This is a genomic window from Amycolatopsis sp. La24, assembly GCF_029087445.1.
Classification (GTDB): Bacteria; Actinomycetota; Actinomycetes; order Mycobacteriales; family Pseudonocardiaceae; genus Amycolatopsis; species Amycolatopsis nivea.
Genome location: NZ_JARACH010000035.1, coordinates 46142 through 70624 on the forward strand (window position 1 = coordinate 46142; position 24483 = coordinate 70624).

Consider the following 24483-nt stretch of genomic DNA (forward strand, 5'->3'; position numbering starts at 1 on the left):
CTCAGGCGGTCGCTGAGGTGTCGAAGCGAAGTCCCTCGTCGCCCGCGTCCACGCGCACCGCGGTGCCGGGCGCGACGTCGCCGGACAGCAGCCGGCTCGACAGCGGGTTGTCCACGTACCGCTGGATCGCCCGCCGCAGCGGCCGCGCGCCGAACTGCGGTTCGTAGCCCAGTTCGCTGATCCGCCGCACCGCCTCCGGCGTGAACTCGACGGTGAGACCCTGCGCGTGCGCCCGCCGTTTCGTGCGCTCCAGCAGCAGTTCCGTGATCCGGTCGAGCTGGCCGGCTTCCAGGCGGCGGAAGACGACGATCTCGTCGATCCGGTTCAGGAACTCCGGGCGGAACGATTCGCGCAGCCGCCGCATGAGGCGTTCGCGCAGCTGGTCGCCGTCGCCGTCGGCGGGCTGGACGAAGCCGAGCGCGCCGTGGGTCGAGCTGCCGACGAGGTCCGAGCCGAGGTTGCTGGTCATGATGAGGACCGTGTTGGCGAAGTTGACCGTGCGGCCCCGGCCGTCGGTGAGGCGGCCGTCGTCGAGGACCTGCAGCAGCACGTTGAACAGGTCCGGATGCGCCTTCTCGACCTCGTCGAGCAGCACCACGGAGTACGGACGGCGCCGCACCGCCTCGGTGAGCTGGCCGGCGTCCTCGTACCCGACGTACCCGGGCGGCGACCCGATCAGCCTGCTGACGGTGTGCCGCTCGGAGTACTCGCTCATGTCGATGCGCACCATGCTGTCCTGGTCGCCGAACAGCGCCTCGGCCAGCGCCCGCGCGAGTTCGGTCTTGCCGACGCCGGTGGGGCCGAGGAACAGGAAGCTGCCGAACGGCCGGTCGGGCTCCGCGAGCCCGGCGCGGGACCGCCGCACCGCCTCGGCGACCGCGCGCACGGCGTCGTCCTGGCCGATCACGCGGTCGTGCAGGTGCTCCTCCAGGCCGAGCAGGCGCTCCCGCTCGGTCTCGGTGAGCCGCGTCGCGGGCACGCCGGTCAGCCGGGAGACGACCTCGGCGATGTCCGCGTCGGTGACCTCCACCGGTCCGCCTGGGCGTTCGACGGGTTGTTCGAGACGTTTCCGCACGTCAGCTGCCTCGTCGCGGAGCGAGGACGCGCGTTCGAAATCCTCCTCGGCGACGGCCTGGTCCTTCTCGCACTGCAATTGGTCGAGCCTGGCCTGCAGCTCGCGCTGGCCGTCGGGCTTGGTCCGCGCGCGCAGCCGGACGCGAGCACCGGCCTGGTCGATCAGGTCGATCGCCTTGTCCGGCAGGAACCGTTCGGTCAGGTAGCGGTCGGACAGGTCGACGGCCGCCCGCAGCGCGTCGTCGGTGTAATGGACCTGGTGGTGGGCCTCGTAGCGGTCGCGGAGGCCGTGCAGGATCGACACGGCGTCCTCGACAGTCGGCTCGGGCACCAGGATCGGCTGGAACCGGCGTTCCAGCGCCGGATCACGTTCGATGCCGGTGCGGTACTCGTCGAGCGTGGTCGCCCCGACGATGTGCAGCTCGCCGCGCGCGAGCGCCGGTTTCAGCATGTTCCCGGCGCCCTGGCCGCCGCTGCCCTCGCTCGCGCCGGCACCGACGATCGTGTGCAGCTCGTCGACGAACACGATCAGCTGGTCGCCGTGCTCGCGGATCTCCTTGAGCAGCGCGGACATCCGCTCCTCGAAATCGCCGCGGTAGCGCGTGCCGGCGACCATCGCGGTGAGATCGAGCTGCACGACGTGGCGGCCGCTGAGGATGTCGGGCACGTCGTCGTCGGCGAGCCGCTGCGCGAGGCCTTCGACGATCGCGGTCTTGCCGACGCCCGCCTCGCCGATCAGCACCGGGTTGTTCTTGGTTCGGCGGGACAGCACCTCGACGGTCTGCTCGATCTCGTCGTCGCGGCCGATCACCGGGTCGATCCGGCCGTCGCGGGCGCGGGCGGTGAGGTCTTCGCCGTACTGGGCGAGCGTCGGGGTGTCCTGCAGCGGTGTCGGGCTGTCCGCGGCGGAATCCTGCCGGAGGCGGTCGGTGGTCACGCCCTCTTCCCGCAGGATGCGGCCCGCTTCGGACTCCTCGTTGGCGGCGAGCGCGGCCAGCAGGTGCTCGGGGCCGATGAACGGGGAGCCGAGCCCGCGGGCGAGCTGGTGGGCGTCGATCAGCGTGCGTTTCGCACCGGGCGCCAGCGCGGTCGCCGTGGTTTCGCCGTTGGCTGCGTGGTCGCGTTCGACGCGTCCGGCGACCTTGGCCGGGTCGACCCCGGCGCGGGTCAGCGCCCGCGCGGTGGCGGGCAGCTGGGTGGCGGCCCACAGCAGGTGCTGGGTGTCGACGTGCCGCCCGCCCCACGCGCCCGCGCGGTCCGCCGCCTCCGCGACGAGCCCGCGAGCCTGGTCGGTGAGCAGGCGCGCCACGTCGACCGAGTAGCCGCGGCGGCCGGGCGCGGCCTGGCCGAAGAACTGCGACAGGAACTGGTCGAAGGGGCTGTTGCCCTGGCCGGGCGGGAAAAATCCGGTCATCGGAGCGCTCACATCTCGGAATCGGGGTCAGGAGTCCGCTTACCCGCTGCCCGCGCCGGTAAACGGGCGCCGCCGGTCGTGCCTCCAGGCCGCACGTTTCGCGCTCCCGGCGTGCGGGCACCCGGGCGGTCGGAGGTGGTGGGATGTCCTCGAAGGACCGGCTGGCCGCGTACCGCGCCAAACGCGACCCGCGCCGGACCCCGGAGCCGAGCGGGGGCCGCGGGAACGCCGAACCGGTGTTCGTCGTCCAGCGGCACGACGCGAGCAGCCTGCACTTCGATTTCCGGTTGGAGATCGGCGGCGTTCTCGTCTCGTGGTCGGTGCCGAAGGGTCCGTCGCTGAATTCCTCGGACCGGCGGCTCGCCATCCGCACCGAGGACCACCCGCTCGACTACGCCCGGTTCGAGGGCACCATTCCCGCCGAGGAGTATGGCGGCGGCACCGTGATCGTGTGGGACACCGGCCCGTTCGACGTGCTCACCGACGACCCGGCCGACCAAGCCCTCGAAGACGGCCATCTCAAGGTCTGCCTGCACGGCGAGAAGCTGAAGGGCGCCTTCTCCCTGATCCGCCGCGACTCTTCCGGCCAGGAGCAGTGGCTGCTGATCGAAAGGACGACGAGGGCGCCGACCGCCGCCGCAAACCCGCGAAGACCCAGCTCGAATCCGTGCTCACCGGACGCACCAACCGGGACCTCGAATGACTGGTCCTGGCTGGCGCGAGCCGACCCTCGCCACCCTCACCGACCGCCGCTTTTCCGACGAGGACTGGATCTACGAGCGCAAGCTCGACGGCGTACGCGCGATCTGCGTGCGCGACGGCGGCACGCCCACGCTGTACTCCCGCAACCGCAAGGTGATGGACAACGCGTACCCCGAGATCGTGGAAGCCCTTGCCGCGCAAGGCGGACCGCGATTCGTCGCGGACGGGGAGATCGTCGCGTTCGACGGGGACCAGACCAGTTTCGCCGCGCTCCAGCCGCGCATCCACCTGACCGATCCGGAGCGCGCCCGCGCGACCGGCGTGCGCGTGTACTACTACCTCTTCGACCTCCTGTACTACGACGAGCAGGACACCACGCCGCTTCCCCTGCGCGAGCGCAAGTCGATCCTGCGCGACGCCTTCACCTTCAAAGACCCGCTCCGCCTGTCCTCGCACCGCAACACCGAGGGCGAGAAGTACTTCGAGGAGGCGTGCCGCCGCGGCTGGGAGGGCGTGATCGCGAAACGCGCCGACGCGCCGTACCACCACGGCCGCTCGCCGGACTGGCTGAAGTTCAAGTGCCAGCAGGGGCAGGAGATGGTGATCGGCGGGTTCACCGCCCCGCAGGGCAGCCGCATCGGTTTCGGCGCGCTGCTGCTGGGCTACCACGAGAAGGGGCGGCTGCGGTACGCGGGCAAAGTCGGCACCGGGTTCGACCACCGGCTGTTGACCTCGCTGCACGCCGAACTGGTCCGGCGCGAAACGGACGGTTCGCCGTTCGCCGATCCGGTGCGAGAGCCGGGTGCGCGCTGGGTGCGGCCCGAGCTGGTCGCCCAGATCGGGTTCTCCGAGTGGACCCGCGACGGCCGGTTGCGGCACCCGAGGTTCACCGGCCTGCGCGAGGACAAGAAGCCGTCCGACGTGATCCGGGAGCACCCGTGAAGATTTCCCATCCTGACAAGGTTTTCTACCCCGCCGACGGTCTCACCAAGGGCGACGTCGTCGAGCATTACCGCACGGTCGCGCCCGCGATGCTGCCGCACCTGCGCGGCCGCCCCCTCACGCTGCGGCGGTACCCGGACGGCATCGAGTCCGAGGGGTGGTTCCAGAAGCATCCGGGCGAGCACTTCCCGTCGTGGCTGCGCACCGAACGCGTGCCGCGCCGGGGCGGCGGGACCGACGAGTACGTCGTGTGCGACGACGAGGATTCCCTGCTGTACCTGGCGGACCAGGGCACGGTGGAGTTCCACGTCTGGCTGTCTACTGTGGACGCTCCGGAGAGGCCGGACCTGCTGGTGCTCGATCTGGACCCGCCGGACGGCACCGACGTCGCCGACCTGCGCACCGCAGCCCGCCGCATCCGCGACCACTACGCCGACGCCGGTCTCGCCGCGTACCTCCAGGCCACCGGCGGACGCGGCTTCCACGTCGTGGCGCCCCTCGACGCCACGGCGACCACGGACGTGGTCCTGGAACTCTCCCGAGCCTTGGCGGACCGCATCGCCGCGGCCGACCCGGAGCACCTGACCACCGCCCAGCGCAAGGACCGGCGCGGCGACCGCGTCTTCGTGGACGCGAACCGCAACGGCTACGCCCAGACGTTCGTGGCCCCGTACTCCCTGCGCGCCCGCCCCGGCGCGGCGTCGGCGACCCCGCTGGACTGGACGGAACTCGGCAAGGCCGAGCCGAACGGCTGGGGCCCGGACAAACTGCACCGGCGGCTGGCGCGCAAGGACGACCCGTGGCGCGGAATGGAGAAGGACGCCGGATCAGCGGAGAAGGCGCTGGAAAAGCTCAGCTGACCCGCCTTTCCCGCCACCGGGCTGTCCGTGAAGGACTCCTTGGGGGAATCAGATTCCTTCAAGGAGCCCTTCACGGACGACGTGCACCAGGGCCCGCGGCGATCAGACCCCGGAGACCTGCTGAATCCAGTCCCGCCCGGCGGCCACGCTGCCGTAGGTGGTGACGCTGGAGCGGTCGCTGGTGGAGCACACCCCGACCTGGATCCCGCCGTCGACCATCGGGCCGCCCGAGTCGCCGCCCGCCACCGCGCCGTTCGGGGTGCTCGCCGTGATGGCCGGTCCGCCGGAGTTGTCGCTGTCCTGGGTGTTCGAGATCGTCACCTCGGCCTTCTTCAGCACGCTCGACTGGTGGTGGCCCTCGTCGGTGCTCTGCGTCGCGCCCCAGCCGTACACGGTGGCGCTGTCGCCTTCCTGCGCGTCGTCGGAGCTGCTGGCGAGGCGGGCGTACGTGCTGCCGCCGTCGGTGTTCAGTTTGATCAGCGCCAGGTCGCCGCCGGAGTAGACGTAGGTGGAGGCGGCCTTGGCGTGCACGCCGCCGCTGGCGCTGTTGGAACCGATGTACAGGTCGATGTCGGTGAGGCGCTGTCCGTTGTTGTCGTACATGCAGTGCTTCGCGGTGAGGACCCAGCGGCTGCCGATCAGGGTGCTGGTGCAGAAGAAGGTGTAGCCGTTCGCGTGGCCGTTGAAGCGCGTGATGTAGCCGGGGTTCTGCGCGGTGCTGCCGCCGATGATCGACGGCTGGGCGGCGGGCGCCGCGGGGCTCGCGGACGCGGGGGTCACGGCGAACGCGCCGAGCACCGCGCAGGAACCGGTCAGCACGGCGAGGGCCCGGGTGAGTGCGCGCATGTCGCTCCTTGGGGACAGTTTCCGATGGGGGACGCTTCCGAACGTAAGCAGCGCGGCCGGGCGGCGGAATCCGCCGAACCGCCGGTAGCGGGCAAGCGGCGGCGACGCGACTTTCGGCGGGTTGCCAACCGGTGAACGGATGCCGAGAATCCGTCTCGACCGGTCCGTTTTTTCCAGGAGAGGCGAAATGCGGTTGTTCGCCCCGGCTCCGGGCGGGGAGCGGCTGGCCAAGGCACTGGCCGAGGGGCCCTTCGAACGCGCCCTGACGCTGGCGATCGAGCGCAGCGGCCTCGGGCTGGCGCGGCTGCGCGAACGGCTCGCGGCCTCGGGCGTACCGGTCAGCACGACCACGCTCAGCTCCTGGCGCACCGGGCGCAGCCGTCCGGAACGGCCGGAATCGTTGCGGGCACTGGCTTTGCTCGAGCCGGTCCTGGACGTCCCGCCGGGGACGCTGCGCGCGCTGCTGGACCGGCCGCGCACCGGCGCCCCGGCCCCGCGCGCGGCGCGCTGGGACCGGTTGTGGGAGAACCGCAGCCTGCTTCCGATGGTGCTGAACTCGTTCGAGGACTCTTCGCCGGAATCGGTCAGCGTGCACGAAACCCTGCACGTCGACGCCGTGGGACGGATGCGCGGTCTTCACGTGCGGGAAGTGCTGCGGGCGCTGGACGAACCGGCGTTCGTGCGCATCGTCGCGCTGCGCGGGTTCACACCCGGGCAGTCGCCGGCGCTGGTGTCTGCGCGGTACTGCCGGCCCGGCGTCGTGCGGACGACGCCGGAACAGGCGTTCTCGGTGACGGAACTCGTCCTCGACCATCCGCTGGCGCCAGGCGAGACGGGGATCGTCGAGTACCGGTTCGCGTTCCGCGACGAGGAACCGGATTCGCGCTACGACCGGCGGTTCCGGCTGCCGATCGCGGAACACCTGCTGGAAGTGCATTTCGATCCCGCGGCGCTGCCCGCCGAATGCGTGGCCTACCGGCAGGACTCGCCGTCCGGGCCGGAGCAGGAGACCGCGGAGGTCCGGCTGCGGCCCGGCGTGCCCGCGCACGTGATCCGGACCGGGCAGGGGGCCGGAATTCACGGAATGCGGTGGCGGTGGTGATTTCGTGACCGTCCGCGATCCACTGCGGACGGCCGCGGTTTGTCCTTCTTGGACAGACAGTGCTTTCCGTTGGGAACAGAGCGCTTCGCGCGCGGTCCGCTACTGAGCGTTCGATTCTGCGCTGACTGGTGGGCGGCGCTGCGCTGTTCGGCGCAATTTCGATGTTCCTGGCGAGTAGGCAGTTTTGGCCGGAGCACCCGGGGTAGCCGACTCCACATGTTTCATCGGCCTGACGAGAGTGGACGCGACGACGGCCGGAGGCGTGATGGCTGAAAACAGCCGGTCGCCCGCCGGGCTCATGCGCGACGCGCGTGCGGTGTTCGAGGAGCTGACCGAAAAGGACATCGAATCCGTGTCGGCGTTCACCCGGGACGGCGACGGATGGAAGCTGCTGGTCGAAGTGCTTGAGCTGGAACGGGTTCCGGACACCACCAGCCTGATGGCCACGTACTGCGTGCGGGTCGACGCACAGGGCGGCTTCCTCGGCTACGAGCAGGTCCGGAAGTACGCGCGCGGCCAGATCGACGCGTGAAGAAGGGAAGGCGATTTCATGACCATGGCGACCGGACGGCAGGGCCAGAACGGCCAGCTGCAACGCGGGCCGGGCACCGGAAACCTCTACGACATCCTCGAACTGATCCTGGACAAGGGTCTCGTGATCGACGCGTTCGTGCGGGTTTCGCTGGTGGGCATCGAATTGCTCACTGTGGACGCACGGATCGTCGTGGCCAGTGTGGACACTTATCTGCGGTTCGCCGAAGCGTGCAACCGGCTGGATCTCACCCGTGCTTCGAGTGCCACGACGCTGCCCGACTTGCTGGGCGAGGTGACCGAGAAAGGCGCCAAGGGGAAGTCCAAAGGCGCGTTGACCGGTGCGGTCGAGACGTTCGCCGAGCAGTTCCAGAAGTCCAGCGACAAGGACGAGAAGGACGAAGAGCCCGAAGAACGCCCGCGCGCTCGCAGCCGGCGCAGCAGTGCGAGGTCGAGCGAATGAGCACTTATCTGTACGGCATCACGTTCGCCGATCATCCCGCGGAGGTGGGCGATCTGCGCGGCGTCGGGCCGTCGCCGTCGCCCGCTCGGGTGCTGGCGGCCGGAGACGAACTCCGTGCGGTGGTCGGCGATGTCGAGGGTGAACTGCGGGCGAAGCGCAGGGATCTTCTTGCCCACCAAGAGATCTTGCAGGCATTGTGCGAAAAGGGGCCGACGCTGCCGATGCGCTTCGGTGTCGTCGCGGACGACGACACCGCTGTCGCGGAGGAGATCGCGGCGAAAGCCGAGGTGTACACGGCTGCGCTGCAACGCGTCCGCGGACACGTGGAGATGAACGTCAAAGTCTCGCACCGGGAAGAGGCCGTACTCGGCCAGATTCTCGCCGGGGACGAGGAAATCCGGAACTTGGCCGCGACCTTGCGGGAGGACGCCGGTCGCGGGCAGGCGGAGCAGGTGCGGTTCGGCGAACTGGTCGCCGGACGGCTGGAGGAGCGCGAAGGCGAGGACGCCAACGCGGTGCTGAGCTACCTGCTTCCGCTGGCGTCCGAGCATGCTCCGGGACCGCGGGTCGACGGATGCTTTTTCAACTGCTCGTTCCTGGTGCCGCAGCAGAAATTGGCGGAATTCCAGGACGCGGTGCAGCGGTTGACGACCCTGGTCGAGGAAGTGGCGGAGGTTCGCGCACAAGGACCGCTGCCTCCGTACAGCTTTACCGAGGACGAATAGTGGGACTGCTCGGCGAGATTCTCCTGCTTCCGCTGGCGCCGGTGCGGGGCGTGGTCTGGGTGACCGGGCAGGTCGTCGACGCCGCCGAGCAGGAGCAGATCGCACAGCTGCAACGGGAGCTCGTTGCGCTGGAAAAGGAACTGGTGGACGGCGGGATCACCGAAGAGGAGTTCGACCGCAGAGAAGACGAAATACTCGATCTGCTCGAAGAATTCGACCGGGGGGTTGCCGGATGAACGGAGCGAACAGATGACACCGGGAATGAAGGTCGCGGCCGCCGTGGTCGGCGGTTACGTGCTCGGGAGACGGAAGAAAGCCAAACTGGCCATCACCATGGGCGCCTGGCTCGTCGGGCGGAAGCTGAACCTGGACCCGAAGAAGCTGCTGTCGGACGTCACGCGCGAGCTGGCTTCGTCGCCCGAACTGGCCGGGGTCCGCGATCAGGTGCGGGACGAGGTGCTGGGCGCGGGCAAGACCCTGGCCGCGGACATCCTGACCCACCAGGCGGGGCGGCTGGCCAGTTCGCTGCAAGAGCACACCGACACCCTGCGGGACAAGGCCGCTGGTCTGCCGGCGGCGGTCAGCGGTCGCGACGACTCGGACGATCAGGAGCCGGAAGACGCCGACGACAACGAGGACGGCGGTGCGGAAGAAAGCGAAACCCGGCCCCGTGCGCGCAAACGTCCGGCGAAACCGCGTGCGACGCAAGGGTCGCGCAAGTCGTCCGGCAGTTCGTCGAGTTCGACTTCGCGGAAACGGACGTCCTCGGGCGGCCGTACGCAGAAGCGCTCCTCGGGCACCTCGGGGGTGAACCGTGGCTGAATCCCGTTCTGACAACGACGAACTCGGTCCCCTGGCGAAGCTTCGGGAACTGGCCTCGCGCAACCCTGCGACGGAACAACTGCTGCATGCCGGTGAGGAATACGCGCAGGCGAAGGCCGAACAGGTGATGTCCTCGGCGGGCAGCAAACTGGGCGAGGCGTCCCGGCGGCTGGTCGACGCGGGCGGCAGCGGCTCGCTGAAGGGATTGTTCAGCGCGGGCGAGAAGATCGCCGAAGGGAGATCCCCGGTGCGGGCGGCCGTCGAGGCCGGTGGCACCGCTCTCAAGAACTCGGTGTCGGGGCTGTTCGGCAAGCGCGGCAAAGGGTCCGGCGGCAAGAAGATCATCAACATCATCGAGGACATCGACATCGGCGTGCCGGTCCGCGAGGCGTACGACCAGTGGACCGAATTCCAGAAGTTCAGCAGTTTCGCCAAGGGCGTCACGAGCGCCGAGCAGACCGACGACACGACGTCGCAGTGGCGGTTCAAGATCTTCTGGTCGAATCGGTCGATGAAGGCCACGATCACCGAACAGATCCCCGACGAGCGGATCGCGTGGACCACCGACGGGGCCAAGGGCACGATCAAGGGCGTCGTGACCTTCCACGAACTCGCCCCGAGCCTGACGAAGGTCCTGCTGGTCATCGAGTACTACCCGGCCGGGCTGTTCGAGAAGACCGGCAACATCTGGCGCGCGCAGGGTCGCCGGGCGCGGCTGGACCTCAAGCACTTCCGCCGGTTCATCACGATGGCGGGGGAGGCCTCGGGCGACGGCTGGCGCGGCGAGATCCGCGACGGCGAGGTCGTGCGCTCCCCGGAGCAGGTGCGGGACGACGAGGGCGAGGACGGCGGCGAGGACGAACCGCGCGAGGAAGAGGACCGCGACGACGAGCCCGAGGACGAAGACCTTCCCGAGGAAGACGAGGACGACCTCGACGAGGAAGACGAAGAGGAAGACGACGAACCCGAGGACGAACGTCCTCGGGGCCGCCGCGCCGTCGCGGCGCGGTGACGAGGAGGCAGCAGATGAGCGAGTCCAGCCTGGCCGCCGGGAGACCGGCCGCCGTGTCCCGCCCGGGCGGTTCCGGCGGCGGCGCGAACCTCGCCGACATCCTGGAACGGGTGCTGGACAAGGGCATCGTGATCGCCGGGGACATCCAGGTCAACCTGCTCGACATCGAGCTGCTGACCATCAAGGTGCGGTTGCTGGTCGCGTCGGTCGAGCGGGCCAAGGAAATGGGCATCGACTGGTGGGAGCACGACCCGTCCCTGTCTTCGGGCTCGCAGCGCAAGGATCTGCTCGAGGAGAACGAACGACTGCGCGCGCAACTCGAACTCGCGCGGGGAGAGCGAGCGGAACAATGAGCTGGTATTGCTACGCAGTCACGGAATTCGCCGCGGAAAACCCGGCGGAGGGTATCACCGGGCTCCGCGAGCAGCCGGTTTCCGCCTTTTCCGAGGCCGGGCTGACCGCGCTGGCCAGCCCGGCCCCGGACGAAGGGTTCGACGAAGCGTCCTTGCAGCACCTTCCGTGGCTGGAGGAAATCGCCCGAGCGCACAACGCCGTCGTGGACGAGGCGAGCCGTCGGACGAGCGTGCTGCCGCTGCGGATGGCGACGATCTACCGCGACGAGGGCCGGGTCCGGGAAATGCTCACCGAGCATTCCGCGCAATTCTCGGAAGCGTTGCGCCGGGTCCGGGACCACGCCGAATGGGGCGTGAAAGTCTTCGCCTCGCTCCGCGCTGCCGAAGAGCCCGCTGCCGAAGCGCCCGCCGACGGACGGTCCTACTTGCGGCAACGACTCCGCCAACGCCAAGCGCGGGACACCCGGACGAACGAGGCGCTCGCGGTCGCCGAGCGAATCGAGCGGGAACTCGCGGAGCTGTCCGCGGACCTCCACCGGCACCGCACCCAGGACCCCGCCCTCACCGGCCGCGCCGACCGCAACATCCTCAACCTGGCCTGCCTGGTCCCCGACGCCGGCCGCGAACGCTTCCTGGAGCGGCTCGCGGACCTGCGGCAATCGGAGGTCGCCGGAGTCGAGGTCGAGGTCACCGGCCCGTGGGCCCCGTACTCCTTCGCGGGGATCTCGTGACGGGCGCGGTCGAGGAAACCGACCGGCTCGCCCTGGTCGACCTGCTGGACCGGCTGCTCGCCGGGGGCGTGGTGCTCACCGGCGACCTGGTGCTGTCGGTCGCCGAGGTCGATCTGGTGCACATCTCCCTGCGCGCGCTGATCACCTCGGTCCGCGAAGACTGCCCGGCGCCCTGGTGAAAGGAGGGCCGATGCCCAAGGCCGACGCGCTGGCCACCCGCCTCGAAACCGACGCGGACACGGTGGAACGCGACCTGATGAAGCTGGTTCTGACGATCATCGAACTGCTCCGGCAGCTGATGGAACGCCAGGCCCTGCGCCGCGTCGAGGAGGGCGGGCTGACCGAGGCGCAGGAGGAACGCCTCGGCCTGACCCTCATGTTGCTGGAAGAACGGCTGACCGAACTCCGGGACCGGTACGACCTTTCCGCCGCGGATTTGAACCTCGACCTCGGCCCGTTGGGGACGCTGTTGTGAGCGAGTTCGTGCGGTCGCGGTCCACGGCGGCAAGGGAGCCGACAACCTGCCCTCGACCAGGCAGAGGTTTGGGCGCGGGGTGAGCGGGTATGGCGGCGGTATGCGACCGGCCGAGACGGAACCCATCCCGGAAACCGCCAGTGCGGTCCGGACGATCGCGCTGCGCGTCGACGGGACCGAGCACCGGCTCGCCGTGGACCCGCGCCGCACCCTCCTGGATCTGCTGCGGGAGCAGATCGGCAACTACAGCGCCAAGAAGGGCTGCGACCACGGCCAATGCGGGGCCTGCACGGTTCTGCTCGACGGCCGCCGAGTCCTGTCGTGCCTGACCCTCGCGCTCACCTGCGACGGCACCGAGGTGACCACCGCCGCTGGCCTGGCCGAGGACGGTGAGCTGCATTCGCTGCAACAGTCGTTTGTGGACCATGACGGGTTCCAATGCGGCTACTGCACGCCCGGCCAGATCTGTTCCGCGGCCGGGTTGCTGGCCGAGTTCGGCGACGGCGCGCCGAGCTACGTCACCAAGTCGGTGGCCGACACTCCGCAATGGACTGACGAGGAAATCTCCGAGCGGATGAGCGGAAACCTCTGCCGTTGCGGTGCCTACGCCGGGATCGTCGCGGCGATCCGCGAGGCGGGAGAGCAGCGATGAAGCCCTTCGCGTACGGCAAACCGGCGACGACGGCCGAGGCGGTGCGGGCAGTGGCGGCCGAACCGTCCGCGATGTTCCTCGCCGGCGGCACCAATCTCGTCGACCACCTGAAACTGGGGGTGGCCCGCCCGGAGCGCATCGTCGACGTGACCGGCTTGATGTCGACCGAGATCCGCGAGAACGACGGCGAACTGGTGATCGGCGCGGGCGTCCGCAACAGCGACCTCGCGGCCGACCGGCGGGTCCGGGAACGGTATCCAGTGCTGGCCGAAGCGCTGCTGTCCGGAGCGTCGCCGCAGCTGCGGAACATGGCCACCGTCGGCGGGAACCCGTTGCAGCGCACCCGATGCGTCTACTTCCAGGACGTCACGACCCCGTGCAACAAGCGTTCACCCGGCTCCGGCTGCTCGGCCCTCGGCGGCTACACGCGCCATCACGCGATCCTCGGCGCGTCCGAACAGTGCGTCGCGACGCATCCCTCCGACATGGCAGTGGCGATGACGATGCTCGACGCGCGCGTCCACGTGCTCGGCCCGTCCGGAGAGCGGACGCTGCCCTTCGCGGACCTGCACCGCCTCCCCGGTGAGCACCCGGAACGCGACACCGTCCTCGAACACGGCGAACTGATCACCGACATCACGCTGCCCGCCACTTCCTGGTCGCGTCGTTCGACCTACCGCAAGGTGCGCGACCGGGCCTCCTACGCCTTCGCGCTCGTCTCTGTCGCAGTTGGACTGTCCATTTCAGACGGCGTTATCGAAGACGTGCGGCTGGCTTTCGGCGGCGTAGCGCACAAACCGTGGCGCGCTGAGCGGGCAGAGGAAGTCCTGCGCGGCAACCGGCCCAGTGCGGATGTCTTCCGCGCGGCAGCCGATGCCGAGCTCGCGGACGCCACGGCGTTGGACGGCCTCGACGGAGGGAACGCGTTCAAGATCCCGCTCGCCGCCCGCACCCTGATCGCGGTGCTGCGCGACCTGACCACCGAGGAGCGCGACCGATGACCGGACTGCTCGAACCCCGGGCGATCGGACGCGGGCTCACCCGCCGCGACGGTCCGGCGAAGGTCACCGGAACCGCGCCGTATGCCTACGAACACCCCGCCGAAGCACCGCTGTACTGCCATCCGATTCAAGCGGCCATCGCCCGCGGTCGTTGCCTGCGGATCAGCGGCGTCGAAGCGGAAGCCCTCGACGGTGTCCGCGCGTTGATCACTCCCTTCACCGCCGAGCGGCTCGCCGACACCGACGACGCGGAACTCGCGGTGCTGCAGGATTGCGAAATACCGTTTCGCGGCAGGGTGATCGGGCTCGTCTTGGCTGAGTCTTCCGAAACCGCACGGCACGCGGCGGAACTCGTCGACGTCGAATACGAGACCGATCCCTTCGTCGCTGAGCTCAAGGCCGACGATCCCGACCTGTACCAGCCGGACAAGGTCAACCCGAGCTTCGCGACCGACACGAGCGAGGGCGACCTCGAGACCGCGTCCGCCGTGACTGTGGACCAGACCTACACCACGGCGATGTACCACAACAACCCGCTCGAACCGCACACAACGACGGCCTTGTGGGACGACGGCGTGCTGACGCTGTGGGACTCGACCCAGAGCGTCCACTCGGTACGGTCCACTGTGGCGAAGACTTTCGGCCTGCCCGCCGAGCGCGTCCGGGTGATCTGCCCTTACATCGGCGGCGGTTTCGGCTCGAAGGGGATGCCGCACGCCAACGTCGTGCTCGCCGCGCTGGCCGCCCGGACTGTGCCGGGCCGTCCGGTGAAGCTCGCGCTGACCCGGCAGCAGATGTTCAGCCTGGCCGGCTACCGCACGCCGACGATCCAGCGGGTCCGGCTCGGCGCCGACCGCGACGGACGGCTGGAGTCGCTCGACATGGCCGTCGTCGAGCAGACCTCGCGGATCAAGGAGTTCGCCGAGCAGACCGCGGCCCCCGCGCGGATGATGTACGCCGCGCGGAACCGGGCCACCAGTCACCGGCTCGCGCGGCTCGACGTGCCGGTGCCGTCGTGGATGCGCGCGCCGGGGGAGTGCCCGGGCATGTTCGGCCCGGAAGTGGCGATGGACGAACTCGCCGAAGCGCTCGGTGTCGATCCGATCGACCTGCGGGTGCGCAACGAACCGGAGAAGGATCCCGAAACCGGCCTCCCCTTCTCGAGCCGGCACCTGGTCGAATGCCTGCGCACCGGAGCCGAACGCTTCGGCTGGGACTCCCGGACGCGTGGCCGCCGAGACGGGCGATGGCTGGTCGGCAGCGGCGTCGCGGCTTCGGTGTACCCCGCGAAGCGGATGCCCGGATCGAGCGCGACGATCCGATACGAGAATGGCCGCTATACCGTCGAAATCGGCGCGGCCGACCTGGGGACGGGCGCGTGGACGATCCTGCCGCAGATCGCGGCGGACGCACTGGACGTGCCCGTCGATTCCGTCGACATCCGGATCGGCGACACCGATCTTCCCAAAGCCACGGTGGCCGGCGGGTCGACCGGAACCGCGTCGTGGGGTTCCGCAGTGGTCGCGGCCGCGGAGGCGTTCCGCGACAAATACGGCTCGGACCCCGGCGATGGCGACGAGGCACAGGCCGACACCCCGAAGAACCCGGACGACAAGAAATACTCGACATACGGGTTCGGAGCACAGTTCGCCGAGGCGCGCGTCGACGCCGACACGGGCGAAGTCCGGGTGTCGCGGCTGCACGGCACGTTCGCGGTCGGCCGGATCGTCAACCCGGTCACCGCGCGCTCGCAGCTGCTCGGCGGCATGGTCATGGGCCTGTCGATGGCGCTGCACGAAAACAGCGTCCTCGACCCGCGGTTCGGGCATGTCGTCAACCACGACCTCGCCGAGTACCACATCGCGACCAACGCGGACGTGGAAGACCTGCGCGCGGACTGGCTCGACGAAACCGATCCGCACCTCAATCCCATGGGTAGCAAGGGAATTGGCGAAATCGGCATCGTCGGGACCGCGGCGGCGATCGCCAACGCGGTCCATCACGCGACGGGGGTTCGGGTGCGGGACCTGCCGATCACGCTCGACAAGCTCCTGCCGGGACTGCCCTGAGCAACGGCGTCACAGGGCGAAGGCGTGGTCGCCGCCGTCCGGAAGATGCCGGTCGAACCACGCGGCGGCTGCGTCGGCGACCTGCTCCAACGCGCCGGGCTCCTCGAACAGGTGCCCCGCCCCCGGCACCACCACGAGCTCCCGGTCGCCCGGCAACTGGGCCGCAGCCGCCTTGTTCAGCCTGCGCACGGTGTCGTCGTTGCCCCCGACGATCAGCAGCACCGGGCAACGCACCTCCGCCAAGACGTCCTCGGCCAGATCCGGCCTGCCGCCGCGGGAAACCACCGCCCGCACGACGTCCGGCCGGCTCGCCGCCGCGCTCAACGCCGCGGCGGCTCCCGTGCTGGCCCCGAACAGCCCCACCGGCAATCCGCCCGCCGCGGGATGCTGGCTGAGCTCGTCCAGCGCGCGCAGCAACCGGTCCCGCAGCAGCCCGATGTCGAAGCGCTGCCGGTCGTGCTCTTCCTGGCTGAGCAGGTCGAACAGCAGCGTCGCGTACCGGTGGTCCTGCAGGGTCCGGGCGACCGCCTGGTTGCGCGGGCTGTGCCGCGAACTGCCCGAGCCGTGCGCGAAAACCACCACCCCGGCAGCATCGGCGGGCACAGTCAACTCACCCTCGGCCGACGACGTCCCGGCGCCGACCGCGAACGGTTCCGTCATGGCTTCCTCCTGCCAGCGTCCGGAACCGGATATCCCGGCAGGGCGACGGCCAAACGGACGGCGGGTTAGCGTGGACCGATGCTGATCGAACATCGAGGACAACGCCCGGTGGTCCCGGAGTCGGCGTACGTCGCCCCGACCGCGGTGCTGTGCGGCGCAGTCGTCCTCGGCGAACGAGCCCGAATCCTGCACGGCGCGGTGCTGACCGCGGAAGACGGGGAGGTCCGCACCGGTTCGGACGTAGTGGTCATGGAGAACGCCCTGGTCCGCGGCCGGTCCGCGCAGCCCGCGAAGCTTGGGGACGCGGTGCTGATCGGGCCGCACGCCCACGTCAACGGAGCCGTGATCGAGGACGAGGTGTTCGTCGCGACCGGTGCCTCGCTGTTCCCGGGTTCAGTCGCCGGAGCCGGGTCCGAGCTGCGGATCAACAGCGTGCTGCACGTCAACTCCCGTCTCGAACCCGGCACGGTGCTTCCCATCGGCTGGATCGCCGCGGGGGACCCGGCCGAACTGTTCTCCCCGGACCGGCACGACGAGCTGTGGGAACTGCAGCGCACCCTGGATTTCCCGGGCACTGTCTACGGAACGCCGAGAGGCACTCCGATGCGCGAACTCATGCGCCGCCAAGCCGAGTTTTACGGCTCCCATCACGACGATCGTCTTCTCGACGAATGACGTCGATCGACGCCAGCACCGTGCGGGCATCGCGCTGAAAGGCTTCGTCACCAACGATGTCGATGTCATTGGCCAAGCCGTCATCGGATTTGGCGACCCGTTCGACGAGATAGCGGCGCGGCGACGCGAGCGCCTCTCGCAGCAACGGCGCGGCAGGGGCAGCCGCAGACCCGAGTTCGGTGAGGTCTCGCGCGATACCGGGCCAGCGGCGACGGCTGCGCGTCCAGACCGACTGCAGGACGGCGACCACAGGCTCGGGATCGCCGGTGATCCGCCACAACGCGGTCGCGGCGTTCTGGTGCAGCCATCCGTATTCGTCGACACGATCGAGCAGCGCGCGCAACGCCGGAATCGTCGCTGCGGCGGCTGGGCCCAGGTTCCGCACGCCTACCGCGGCCGCACTGGCTGTGGAGTTGTCGCCCTCGCGCAACGCCCGAAGGATGACTGGCAGTGCGGTCTCGGAGTCCTTGTCCAGTTGCCACAGCGCCGTCGCGGCACTGGCCGCGGTTCCGTTGTCCGGGTTCTTGAGCAGTGGTCGCAGCAGCGGAACGGCCTCGGCGCCGGCGCCGATCCTGGTCAGGATGGAGGCGGCCTGTGCCGGATTGGATTCCAGCGCGGCCAGGACCTCCGGTGCTGCTTCGGCCGCGGCGGGCCCGATCTCTGCCAAGGAGCGGCACAGGGTTTCCCGGGCTTGGTCGTCGTTGGCGCCGAGATCTCGCAGGCGCTGCCGGATCAGCGGAACCAGTTCCGCGGCCTGCGATCCCAGACCGGCGATATGCCCATTGAGGTGATTCGGCACCGGATCCTGTTCGAGCAGCCACCTCAGCACTGGCAAAGCCCGGCTGTCGCCGCTGTGGCACAGCGCGCGGATGAGCGGGCCAACGTCGCCGCCGCCGTTGTACGGGTTCGGCACTGTCCACGCCAGGGAACCGGCCGGGGTGTACTCACCGGTGCGGGGAGCCGATTCGATGCAGGCCACGAGCGCGTCCGCGGCCGGAGCGGCGAGTTCGCCGATGATCGACAACGTGGTGGCGGCCTGCATGCGCAGCCTCGGCGGCGAGTCGTCCAGCTGGTCGCCGATCAGGGAGACCAGTTCGCTGTGGTCGCCTCGCCAGCCGAACAGCAGCGTCTGGGCGGCAAAGACAGCGTGGTAGCGCTGCGCCCAGTTCGCGGCGCGTAACTGCGCCGCGATGAATGCGGAGCGCGCGGCAACCCGGTCGCCGAACGCCCAGCTGACGTCCGTGACGAGGCGGTCTAGATGCGGCGCCGGCTCGCTGTTCCCGTCGCTCAGCCCACGCTGATGAAGCATGCCGCGCAAGGTTTCGGTGCTGACCGGATCCGGTCGCGGCGGCGGCGGTTCCTCAGCATAGGCAGCCTCCACCGCCGCGGTGAGTGCGGTGACGACCCCCGCTGGCACTTGCGCGGGCCCGATGCGGACGCGTTCGGTCAGCGCAGCGACCCGAACCCGGGCTGACTGCGCGCCGACGGCCATCGACTCCAACGCGGCACTGATCTCCCCGCCCGTGCCCAGCATGCCCGCCGATTCGACGAGCGCGACCTGAACCTCGGCGTCGGACTCGACCGGCAGCCGGGCCAGTACCGCGGAGGTCACTAGCGCCAGATCGTCGAGGCAGCCGGGCAGCGCCCCGGCGACCGCCCGGCGCACCTCGCGATCGGGGTCCTCCAGCAAGCTCAGCAGACCCGGACCCGCCGCCGTGAGCGTCCGGGCCGCCTCCGCCGCGGGGCCGGTGCTCGGCACTTCCCACCCCACGCCGCCGATGCTGGCGACCAGCCCCAGGACCCCGGCGCGGCCGGGCAACCCCGGCGTCGCCGCGGCTTCCAGCAGGAACGGCAGCGCGGCCACCGTGCAGTCGTACACGTCGAGCTGGTGGTGGACCGCGCCCTCCATGCCGTCCAGCGCCCGCTCCCGCACCACCGGGTCGGGCGAAACAAGCCCCCGGAGCAGGTCCGGGACATCGGTCGCCGGCCCGTACGCGTGCTTCATTCCCGCCCAGTCGATTTCGTCGAGACCAGAGAACACCGTCCACCCCGTTCCGGGCCGGGACCCCAGCCCGGCCGAGGGTGTGATCGACATCGGCGCATTCCCTGTTACGAACAGGAGAATCCTTTGGGCACGCCGGAGTTGCCGCGGCTCGAGAAACGCCCTCCCCAACGGTGTGAGCGAATGATGCACCCCCACCCCGCCCGGGTAGTCGTGATCAACCCCGCCGTCCGCAACGTCTTCGTATGTTGCACCGCAGCAGGGGAAACTCCCAGCCGCGCGGCCAACGCCGCAGCAGAGGACTCCGCCGCCAATGCGCACAGCAGCCGCGCCCGCGTCCGCCTCACCAGGCTGGTCAGCCGGTCCTCCCGCGTTCGACCCGGGCGGCTTCCCAGACCGCGGGCGCTCAGCCGCGGATCACCTCGAACAGGCTGGTCCAGCTGTCCCGGCCGTGCCCGGCGGCGATCGCGCGGTCGTAGTGCTCCTTGACCGCGGCGGGCAGGGCCACGTCGATGCCCGCGTCCCGGCTCGCGGCGAGGATGTGGTCGGCCGTCGCGCCCATCATCTTGGCGTTCGCCTCGTCACCGGGGTGGCTGCCGCTGTCGACGTTCTTCGCCGCCTCGTCCAGCGACGTCTGCACCAACGTCAGCAGCTCGTTCGCGTACGGCACCAGCGTCGCGGCCGACACCCCGGCGGTGCCGACGAGCGCGGCGGAGTGCAGGAACGCCGACAGCGTCGTGAGGAAAAGATCCAGCAACGACTGGTAGTACAGCTGCGCCAGGCCCGGATCCGCGCCCCGGTAGTCCGGCCGTCCGATGACGCGCAGGGCCGGTTCGATCCGCTCGAACGTCGGCTGCGCGCCGCTGTAGAACACGAACGCACCCTCGGTGCCGACGACCTGCGCGGGCACCATGATCCCGCCGGCGATCATCTCCGCGCCGCGCGCGGCCAGCCATTCCGCGGCTACCCGGGTGCGCTCCGGCGTGTCCGAGCTGAGGTTCACCACGGTCTTTCCGCGCAGCGCGTCCTCGGTCGGCGCGAGAATGTCGTACATCGCCTGATAATCAGTGAGACTGAGGATTACCAATTCGTTCGCGGCCAGCGCCTCCGCGACCGTTCCCGCGCGCTTCGCGCCAGCGGCCACCACGTCGTCGGCGCGGCTCGCGGTGCGGTTCCACACCGTCACCTCGTGGCCCGCTGCCAGGTAGGACCGCACCATGGCCTGGCCCATCGGGCCGAGGCCGATCACTGTCACACTCACCCGAGTTCTCCTTACTTCTTAAGCAGTTCGATGACGCTCGTCAGGTTTTCCGCGCCGTGGCCGTCGGCGGCCCGGCGCAGGAGCAGCTGGTGCAGCGGCGCGAGCAGTTCGGAGCTGACGCCCTGGTCAGCGGCGGCGATGGGCAGGTTTTCGAACGCGGCGGCCTGCATCCCCAGGTTCGAGACGACGTTCTGGGTGTAGTCGCCGCTGTCGACCTCCACCGCAGCGTGCTGGACGAAGCTGCCCATCGCGGTCAGCCATCCGCTCAGCAATGGCGCGAATTCGACCGCCGAAAGCCCTTCGCTGCGGATCAGCGCGTAAGCCTGCAAGACGCCAGTGAACTGGCCATACATCCCCGACAGCAGCGCGAGATCGTGCAACGCCGCCAGCCCCGGGTCCTCGCCGACGTAGTTGCTGCCGCCGAACGCGTCGAACGCCGCGCGATGCGTGTCGAACACGTCCTGGGGCCCGCTGTAGAACACGAACGCGCCCGACCGCCCGATCATCGGCGGAACCGCCATGATGCCGCCGTCGAGGAACATCCCACCCTGCTCCTCGACCCATTCGGCCAGTTCACGGGCCTGGCGAGGGGTGCCGTTGGTCAGATTCACCACCGTCCGGCCCGCCAGCGAGGCCGTCTTGAGCACCTCGCGCACCGACGCGTCGTCCAGCAGGCAGACGATCACCAGCTCGCTCGCCGCGACCGCCTCGGCGGCCGACCCCGCCGCCACCGCACCCCGCTCCACCAGCGGCTTCGTCTTGTCCGCAGAGCGGTTCCAGACCGTCACCGGCCGTCCCGCTTCGAGCAGCGCACCGGCCAGCGCGCTGCCCATCGCACCGAGCCCCAGCACGGTCGCCGAGGTCGCATTCCCGGACATGTCGTCCCTCCAGTTCGTTGATCTGCCGACCACGGTGCCGAGGCCCGCGCACGGTTCGCTGGGGGTCCGCGCACGGATGCGGTTACGGTGGATCCGTGCGATTCGGCATCCTGGGGCCCTTGGCCGTGAGCAGCGACGACGGCCGGCCGGTGCGGGTGCCCGAGGCCAAGGTCCGGACCCTGCTTGCGGTCCTGCTCGTGCACGAGGGCGCTCCGGTGTCGGCGGACCGGCTGGCCGACGACCTGTGGCGCGACCAGCTGCCCGGCAAGCCGGTCAACACCCTGCAGACGAAGGTCTCGCAGCTGCGCCGTGCGCTCGAACGCGCCGAACCGGGGTCGGGCGGCGCGCTGGTGTTCCAGGCCCCCGGTTACGTCCTGCGGACCGAACCGGAAGCCGTGGACGTCGGACGCTTCCGGGCGTTGACCGCAGCGGCGAACACGGCGGAAGACCCGCGATCGAAGGCCGAGCTGCTCACCGAAGCGCTGGCATTGTGGCGAGGCCCGACGCTCACCGAGTTCGCCGACGAAGCCTTTGCGCAGCCGATCATCCAGCGGCTGGAAGAGGATCGCCTTGTCGCGCAAGAAAACCTCGCCGACGCGCGGCTCGCGCTTGGCGAACATACCGCGCTGACCGCGGAACTTGCCGACCTCGTCCGGCAGCATCCGTTGCGCGAACGGCTGCGTGCTCTCCAGATGCGCGCGCTGTATGCGGCGGGTCGGCAGAGCGAGGCGCTGGCCTCCTACGACGAACTCCGCCGCCGTCTCGCGGACGAGCTAGGCCTCGATCCCGGCCCCGAACTGACCGCGCTGCACCGGTCGATCCTGGCGCAGGACCCGATTCTGACCGCCGTCGTCCCGCAGCTTCCGGTGCCGCTCACCGAACTGGTCGGCCGGACCGCCGCGACCAAGGCGGTCAGCACGCTCGTCCGCGAATCCCGGCTGGTGACGCTCACCGGACCCGGCGGCGTCGGCAAGACCCGGCTCGCTTTGGAGACCGCGCACCGGCTCGGCGGCGACTTCGCCGCGGGCGCGTGGCTTGTGGAGCTGACTGGCATGGACCGGCACGAATGCGCGCTCAGCCAGTGCCCGCCGATCGAGTGGGTAGTGGAAGCGATCGCGGCGACGCTGGGCATCCGGGACGCGGCGGCGCCCGTGCAGGCGGATCCGGTGCAACGGCTGGCCGAGTCCTTGCGCGGCAAGGAAACCCTGATCGTCCTGGACAACTGCGAACAGCTGATCGAGCCGGTCGCCGCGACCGTTGCACGGCTGCTGGCGGCCGCACCCGGACTGCGCATCCTCGCCACCAGCCGGGAACCGCTCGGGCTCGCCGGGGAGACGCAGTTCCCGGTGCCCCCGCTGGATCACGACAGCGCCGCACAGCTGTTCACCGCACGGGTCGCCGACACTGGGTACACTGTGGACAGTGCCGACGCGGAGGCGGTCGCCGAGATTTGCCGGAAACTGGACGGATTGCCGCTGGCGCTCGAACTCGCCGCGACCCGTGTGCGCGCGTTGGGTGTACCGGAGTTGCTGCGCCGCCTGGACGATCGGTTCCGTCTGCTGGACACCACTCGCCGGGGTGTGCCCGCCCGGCAGCAGACTCTGCGCGCGATGATCGACTGGAGCTGGGAACTCCTAAGCGAGCCGGAACGCCTTGTGCTGCAACGGTTGTCGGTGCACACCGAGGATTGCTCGCTGGACGCGGCCGAGGCGGTCTGCGCGGGCGACGGCGTCGAAGAAGGCGAGGTGCTGGGTCTGCTGGCGAAGCTTGTCGACCGCTCGCTCGTCGTGCCCGCGAACGCGCGGTACCGGCTGCTTGAGTCGGTGGCAGTGTACGGCCTGGAACGGCTGCGCGACGCCGGTGAGGTCGAGAAGACGCGGCGTCGGCACGCGGAGTACTACGTCGAGTTCGCCGGTACCGCGGACGCCGGTCTCCGCGCCCGCGACCAACGGCGCTGGCTGCAGCGCCTCGACGTGGACCTGCCGAATCTCCGTGCCGCAGCGGAGAATCTGGCCGGTTGGGGGAGCGCCGACGACGCGTTGCGCTTGGCGAACCGGCTGGCGTGGTACCGATTCCTGCGCGGCCGGATGGCCGAGGCGATGCGCTCCCTGCGCGCCGCCCTCGGTTTGCCCGGCGGCGACGAGGACCTGCGCGTGGAAGCACAGGCGACGCTCACCGCACTCGGCATCCTCGCTGGCGACCGGCCGGACTGGCGTCCCGTGGCCGATCTGCCGACGAGCCCTCGGGCCAAGTGGTTCATCGGCTACGCACTGTCCACAGTGGCCGATCTGCCCGGCGCGGAACCGCTGACCCTGGAGGCACTCGCCGCCTTCGAAGCGACCGGCGACCGGTGGGGGATCGCGGCGGCCAGCGGCGACCACGCGAGCCAGGCCCTGTCGAGAGGCGATATCGCGGGAGCGTGGCGTTACGCCGATCGCTGCGCGGAGTTGTTCGCCGAAATCGGCGACAAATGGGGTCAGCTGCAGGCGAACTTCGCACACGGTGCACTCAGTTCCCTTGCCGGGAATTACGCGCGCGCTGAAGCGGTCCACATCGAAGGATTGCAGATCGCCGAGGAACTGGGCTTGTGGCCGGAAGCGTCGTACCAGCTGTCGTGGCTAGGCCGGATTGCGCTGCTGCGCAAGGACTACGTCGCCGCTCGCGAACTGCATGACCGGGCTCGCGCGGTCGCCGCGGAGCACGGCTTCACGCCGGGGGAGATGTATGCGCTGACCGGACTGGCCCTCGGCGCCCGGCGCGAGGGCGACCTCGATCTCGCTGAACAGCATTTGCGGACGCTGCTCGAGTGGAACAAGCAGGTCGATTTCGAGCCGGGGAACACGTTGATTCTCGCGGAACTCGGTTTCGTCGCCGAATTGCGCGGAGATGCGGAGACGGCGTTGCGACGGCAGCAGGAAGGGTACGAGATCGCGCACCGGACCGGCGATCCGCGAGCGATCGCGTTGGCGCTGGAAGGGTTGGCGGGCGCACACGCACTGACCGGAGCAGCCCGCGAAGCCGCACGTTTGCTGGGCGCGGCCGCAGCTTCCCGCGCTGGGATCGGCGCACCGCTGCCTGCCGCGGAGCGCACTGACGTCGACCGGATCACCGCCCGCGCGAGCGAGGTCCTCGGCGCGGCAGAATTCGCGGCCGAGTTCCGCGCAGGCGGCGAACGGGAAGCGCTGCCTGCGGTCCGTGAAGGACTCCTTGAGGGAATCTGATTCCCGGAAGGA

General features: G+C 69.9%; 24 protein-coding genes and 1 pseudogene. 19 read left to right on the plus strand and 6 right to left on the minus strand.

All coding sequences use genetic code 11. The features are described 5' to 3' along the window. Nucleotide 1: 1 nt before the first annotated feature. The gene (locus PUT80_RS28505; protein ID WP_134734072.1) at nucleotides 2-2488 is read right to left on the minus strand and encodes an ATP-dependent Clp protease ATP-binding subunit; all 2487 of its coding nucleotides are present in this window, start codon (nucleotides 2486-2488) and stop codon (nucleotides 2-4) included. A 143-nt stretch (nucleotides 2489-2631) separates the two neighbouring features. Here PUT80_RS28505 and PUT80_RS28510 point away from each other — a divergent pair. The 3 genes and pseudogenes from PUT80_RS28510 to ligD (PUT80_RS28520) form a co-directional block, all read left to right on the plus strand. After that, nucleotides 2632-3042 (plus strand): annotated as a pseudogene (locus PUT80_RS28510) (DNA polymerase ligase N-terminal domain-containing protein); the annotation flags it as partial. Nucleotides 3043-3187: 145 nt separating this feature from the next. Then, on the plus strand, nucleotides 3188-4132 hold the full coding sequence (gene ligD, locus PUT80_RS28515; RefSeq protein WP_134734073.1) for a non-homologous end-joining DNA ligase: 945 nt from the start codon (nucleotides 3188-3190) through the stop codon (nucleotides 4130-4132). Then, nucleotides 4129-4992, plus strand: coding sequence for a non-homologous end-joining DNA ligase (ligD, locus tag PUT80_RS28520; protein WP_275294078.1), 864 nt, complete (start codon nucleotides 4129-4131; stop codon nucleotides 4990-4992). Before ligD (PUT80_RS28515) ends, ligD (PUT80_RS28520) begins: the two co-directional genes overlap by 4 nt. A 102-nt stretch (nucleotides 4993-5094) precedes the next feature. Here the strand turns inward: ligD (PUT80_RS28520) and PUT80_RS28525 are convergent, their stop codons facing one another. Continuing rightward, complete coding sequence (locus tag PUT80_RS28525; protein ID WP_134667925.1) at nucleotides 5095-5838, minus strand: trypsin-like serine protease; 744 nt, start codon at nucleotides 5836-5838, stop codon at nucleotides 5095-5097. Between the two features lie 187 nt (nucleotides 5839-6025). Between PUT80_RS28525 and PUT80_RS28530 the strand changes: the two genes are divergently transcribed. The 14 genes from PUT80_RS28530 (at nucleotide 6026) to PUT80_RS28595 (ending at nucleotide 15774) form a co-directional block, all read left to right on the plus strand. Further along, a complete protein-coding gene (locus PUT80_RS28530) occupies nucleotides 6026-6940 on the plus strand; it encodes a hypothetical protein (protein ID WP_037818474.1) in 915 nt (304 codons plus the stop codon). Nucleotides 6941-7205: 265 nt separating this feature from the next. Further along, nucleotides 7206-7472, plus strand: a complete 267-nt coding sequence (locus PUT80_RS28535) for a gas vesicle protein (RefSeq protein WP_037818560.1) — start codon at nucleotides 7206-7208, stop codon at nucleotides 7470-7472. Nucleotides 7473-7490: 18 nt separating this feature from the next. Then, entirely contained in the window at nucleotides 7491-7934 is a 444-nt protein-coding gene (locus tag PUT80_RS28540; protein ID WP_107051192.1) for a gas vesicle structural protein GvpA, read from the plus strand. Continuing rightward, nucleotides 7931-8659, plus strand: coding sequence for a GvpL/GvpF family gas vesicle protein (locus PUT80_RS28545; protein ID WP_275294052.1), 729 nt, complete (start codon nucleotides 7931-7933; stop codon nucleotides 8657-8659). Before PUT80_RS28540 ends, PUT80_RS28545 begins: the two co-directional genes overlap by 4 nt. After that, nucleotides 8659-8895, plus strand: a complete 237-nt coding sequence (locus PUT80_RS28550) for a gas vesicle protein GvpG (protein WP_275294053.1) — start codon at nucleotides 8659-8661, stop codon at nucleotides 8893-8895. Before PUT80_RS28545 ends, PUT80_RS28550 begins: the two co-directional genes overlap by 1 nt. A gap of 13 nt (nucleotides 8896-8908) precedes the next feature. After that, nucleotides 8909-9481, plus strand: coding sequence for a hypothetical protein (locus tag PUT80_RS28555; protein ID WP_275294054.1), 573 nt, complete (start codon nucleotides 8909-8911; stop codon nucleotides 9479-9481). Beyond that, entirely contained in the window at nucleotides 9474-10493 is a 1020-nt protein-coding gene (locus tag PUT80_RS28560) for an SRPBCC family protein (protein WP_275294055.1), read from the plus strand. Before PUT80_RS28555 ends, PUT80_RS28560 begins: the two co-directional genes overlap by 8 nt. 14 nt (nucleotides 10494-10507) lie before the next feature. Then, entirely contained in the window at nucleotides 10508-10846 is a 339-nt protein-coding gene (locus tag PUT80_RS28565) for a gas vesicle protein (protein ID WP_037818467.1), read from the plus strand. Beyond that, nucleotides 10843-11577, plus strand: coding sequence for a GvpL/GvpF family gas vesicle protein (locus PUT80_RS28570; protein WP_275294056.1), 735 nt, complete (start codon nucleotides 10843-10845; stop codon nucleotides 11575-11577). Before PUT80_RS28565 ends, PUT80_RS28570 begins: the two co-directional genes overlap by 4 nt. Next, entirely contained in the window at nucleotides 11544-11756 is a 213-nt protein-coding gene (locus PUT80_RS28575) for a gas vesicle protein (protein ID WP_051172506.1), read from the plus strand. Before PUT80_RS28570 ends, PUT80_RS28575 begins: the two co-directional genes overlap by 34 nt. Nucleotides 11757-11767: 11 nt before the next feature. Beyond that, nucleotides 11768-12052, plus strand: coding sequence for a gas vesicle protein K (locus PUT80_RS28580; RefSeq protein ID WP_037818464.1), 285 nt, complete (start codon nucleotides 11768-11770; stop codon nucleotides 12050-12052). A gap of 100 nt (nucleotides 12053-12152) precedes the next feature. After that, nucleotides 12153-12704 (plus strand): 2Fe-2S iron-sulfur cluster-binding protein, encoded by a 552-nt coding sequence (locus tag PUT80_RS28585; RefSeq protein ID WP_275294057.1) that lies wholly within the window; start codon nucleotides 12153-12155, stop codon nucleotides 12702-12704. Continuing rightward, on the plus strand, nucleotides 12701-13705 hold the full coding sequence (locus PUT80_RS28590; protein WP_275294058.1) for a xanthine dehydrogenase family protein subunit M: 1005 nt from the start codon (nucleotides 12701-12703) through the stop codon (nucleotides 13703-13705). Before PUT80_RS28585 ends, PUT80_RS28590 begins: the two co-directional genes overlap by 4 nt. Next, entirely contained in the window at nucleotides 13702-15774 is a 2073-nt protein-coding gene (locus PUT80_RS28595; RefSeq protein ID WP_037818462.1) for a xanthine dehydrogenase family protein molybdopterin-binding subunit, read from the plus strand. Before PUT80_RS28590 ends, PUT80_RS28595 begins: the two co-directional genes overlap by 4 nt. A gap of 9 nt (nucleotides 15775-15783) precedes the next feature. Here the strand turns inward: PUT80_RS28595 and PUT80_RS28600 are convergent, their stop codons facing one another. Then, entirely contained in the window at nucleotides 15784-16434 is a 651-nt protein-coding gene (locus PUT80_RS28600) for an alpha/beta fold hydrolase (protein WP_037818460.1), read from the minus strand. A gap of 78 nt (nucleotides 16435-16512) precedes the next feature. Between PUT80_RS28600 and PUT80_RS28605 the strand changes: the two genes are divergently transcribed. After that, nucleotides 16513-17109 carry a gamma carbonic anhydrase family protein gene (locus PUT80_RS28605; protein WP_275294059.1) on the plus strand — a complete coding sequence of 199 codons (597 nt, stop codon included), beginning with the start codon at nucleotides 16513-16515 and terminating at the stop codon, nucleotides 17107-17109. Here the strand turns inward: PUT80_RS28605 and PUT80_RS28610 are convergent. The 3 genes from PUT80_RS28610 to PUT80_RS28620 all read right to left on the minus strand — a co-directional run bounded on the left by PUT80_RS28610 (nucleotide 17048) and on the right by PUT80_RS28620 (nucleotide 21250). Next, nucleotides 17048-19204 carry a hypothetical protein gene (locus tag PUT80_RS28610; RefSeq protein WP_275294060.1) on the minus strand — a complete coding sequence of 719 codons (2157 nt, stop codon included), beginning with the start codon at nucleotides 19202-19204 and terminating at the stop codon, nucleotides 17048-17050. The two genes, PUT80_RS28605 and PUT80_RS28610, sit on opposite strands and share 62 nt — an antisense overlap. 313 nt (nucleotides 19205-19517) lie before the next feature. After that, the gene (locus PUT80_RS28615) at nucleotides 19518-20372 is read right to left on the minus strand and encodes an NAD(P)-binding domain-containing protein (RefSeq protein WP_275294061.1); all 855 of its coding nucleotides are present in this window, start codon (nucleotides 20370-20372) and stop codon (nucleotides 19518-19520) included. Between the two features lie 11 nt (nucleotides 20373-20383). Then, complete coding sequence (locus PUT80_RS28620) at nucleotides 20384-21250, minus strand: NAD(P)-binding domain-containing protein (RefSeq protein ID WP_275294062.1); 867 nt, start codon at nucleotides 21248-21250, stop codon at nucleotides 20384-20386. A gap of 95 nt (nucleotides 21251-21345) precedes the next feature. Between PUT80_RS28620 and PUT80_RS28625 the strand changes: the two genes are divergently transcribed. Further along, a complete protein-coding gene (locus PUT80_RS28625; RefSeq protein WP_275294063.1) occupies nucleotides 21346-24471 on the plus strand; it encodes a BTAD domain-containing putative transcriptional regulator in 3126 nt (1041 codons plus the stop codon). Nucleotides 24472-24483 lie beyond the last annotated feature (12 nt).

Excerpts from the sequence above, each read along its gene's own strand:
- PUT80_RS28505 (WP_134734072.1), bottom strand. The coding sequence starts at position 2,488 with ATGACCGGATTTTTCCCGCCCGGCCAGGGCAACAGCCCCTTCGACCAG.
- ligD (WP_134734073.1), top strand. The coding sequence starts at position 3,188 with ATGACTGGTCCTGGCTGGCGCGAGCCGACCCTCGCCACCCTCACCGAC.
- PUT80_RS28525 (WP_134667925.1), bottom strand. The coding sequence starts at position 5,838 with ATGCGCGCACTCACCCGGGCCCTCGCCGTGCTGACCGGTTCCTGCGCG.
- PUT80_RS28530 (WP_037818474.1), top strand. The coding sequence starts at position 6,026 with ATGCGGTTGTTCGCCCCGGCTCCGGGCGGGGAGCGGCTGGCCAAGGCA.
- PUT80_RS28535 (WP_037818560.1), top strand. The coding sequence starts at position 7,206 with ATGGCTGAAAACAGCCGGTCGCCCGCCGGGCTCATGCGCGACGCGCGT.
- PUT80_RS28540 (WP_107051192.1), top strand. The coding sequence starts at position 7,491 with ATGACCATGGCGACCGGACGGCAGGGCCAGAACGGCCAGCTGCAACGC.
- PUT80_RS28545 (WP_275294052.1), top strand. The coding sequence starts at position 7,931 with ATGAGCACTTATCTGTACGGCATCACGTTCGCCGATCATCCCGCGGAG.
- PUT80_RS28555 (WP_275294054.1), top strand. The coding sequence starts at position 8,909 with ATGACACCGGGAATGAAGGTCGCGGCCGCCGTGGTCGGCGGTTACGTG.
- PUT80_RS28565 (WP_037818467.1), top strand. The coding sequence starts at position 10,508 with ATGAGCGAGTCCAGCCTGGCCGCCGGGAGACCGGCCGCCGTGTCCCGC.
- PUT80_RS28570 (WP_275294056.1), top strand. The coding sequence starts at position 10,843 with ATGAGCTGGTATTGCTACGCAGTCACGGAATTCGCCGCGGAAAACCCG.
- PUT80_RS28580 (WP_037818464.1), top strand. The coding sequence starts at position 11,768 with ATGCCCAAGGCCGACGCGCTGGCCACCCGCCTCGAAACCGACGCGGAC.
- PUT80_RS28585 (WP_275294057.1), top strand. The coding sequence starts at position 12,153 with ATGCGACCGGCCGAGACGGAACCCATCCCGGAAACCGCCAGTGCGGTC.
- PUT80_RS28590 (WP_275294058.1), top strand. The coding sequence starts at position 12,701 with ATGAAGCCCTTCGCGTACGGCAAACCGGCGACGACGGCCGAGGCGGTG.
- PUT80_RS28595 (WP_037818462.1), top strand. The coding sequence starts at position 13,702 with ATGACCGGACTGCTCGAACCCCGGGCGATCGGACGCGGGCTCACCCGC.
- PUT80_RS28600 (WP_037818460.1), bottom strand. The coding sequence starts at position 16,434 with ATGACGGAACCGTTCGCGGTCGGCGCCGGGACGTCGTCGGCCGAGGGT.
- PUT80_RS28605 (WP_275294059.1), top strand. The coding sequence starts at position 16,513 with ATGCTGATCGAACATCGAGGACAACGCCCGGTGGTCCCGGAGTCGGCG.
- PUT80_RS28610 (WP_275294060.1), bottom strand. The coding sequence starts at position 19,204 with ATGTCGATCACACCCTCGGCCGGGCTGGGGTCCCGGCCCGGAACGGGG.
- PUT80_RS28620 (WP_275294062.1), bottom strand. The coding sequence starts at position 21,250 with ATGTCCGGGAATGCGACCTCGGCGACCGTGCTGGGGCTCGGTGCGATG.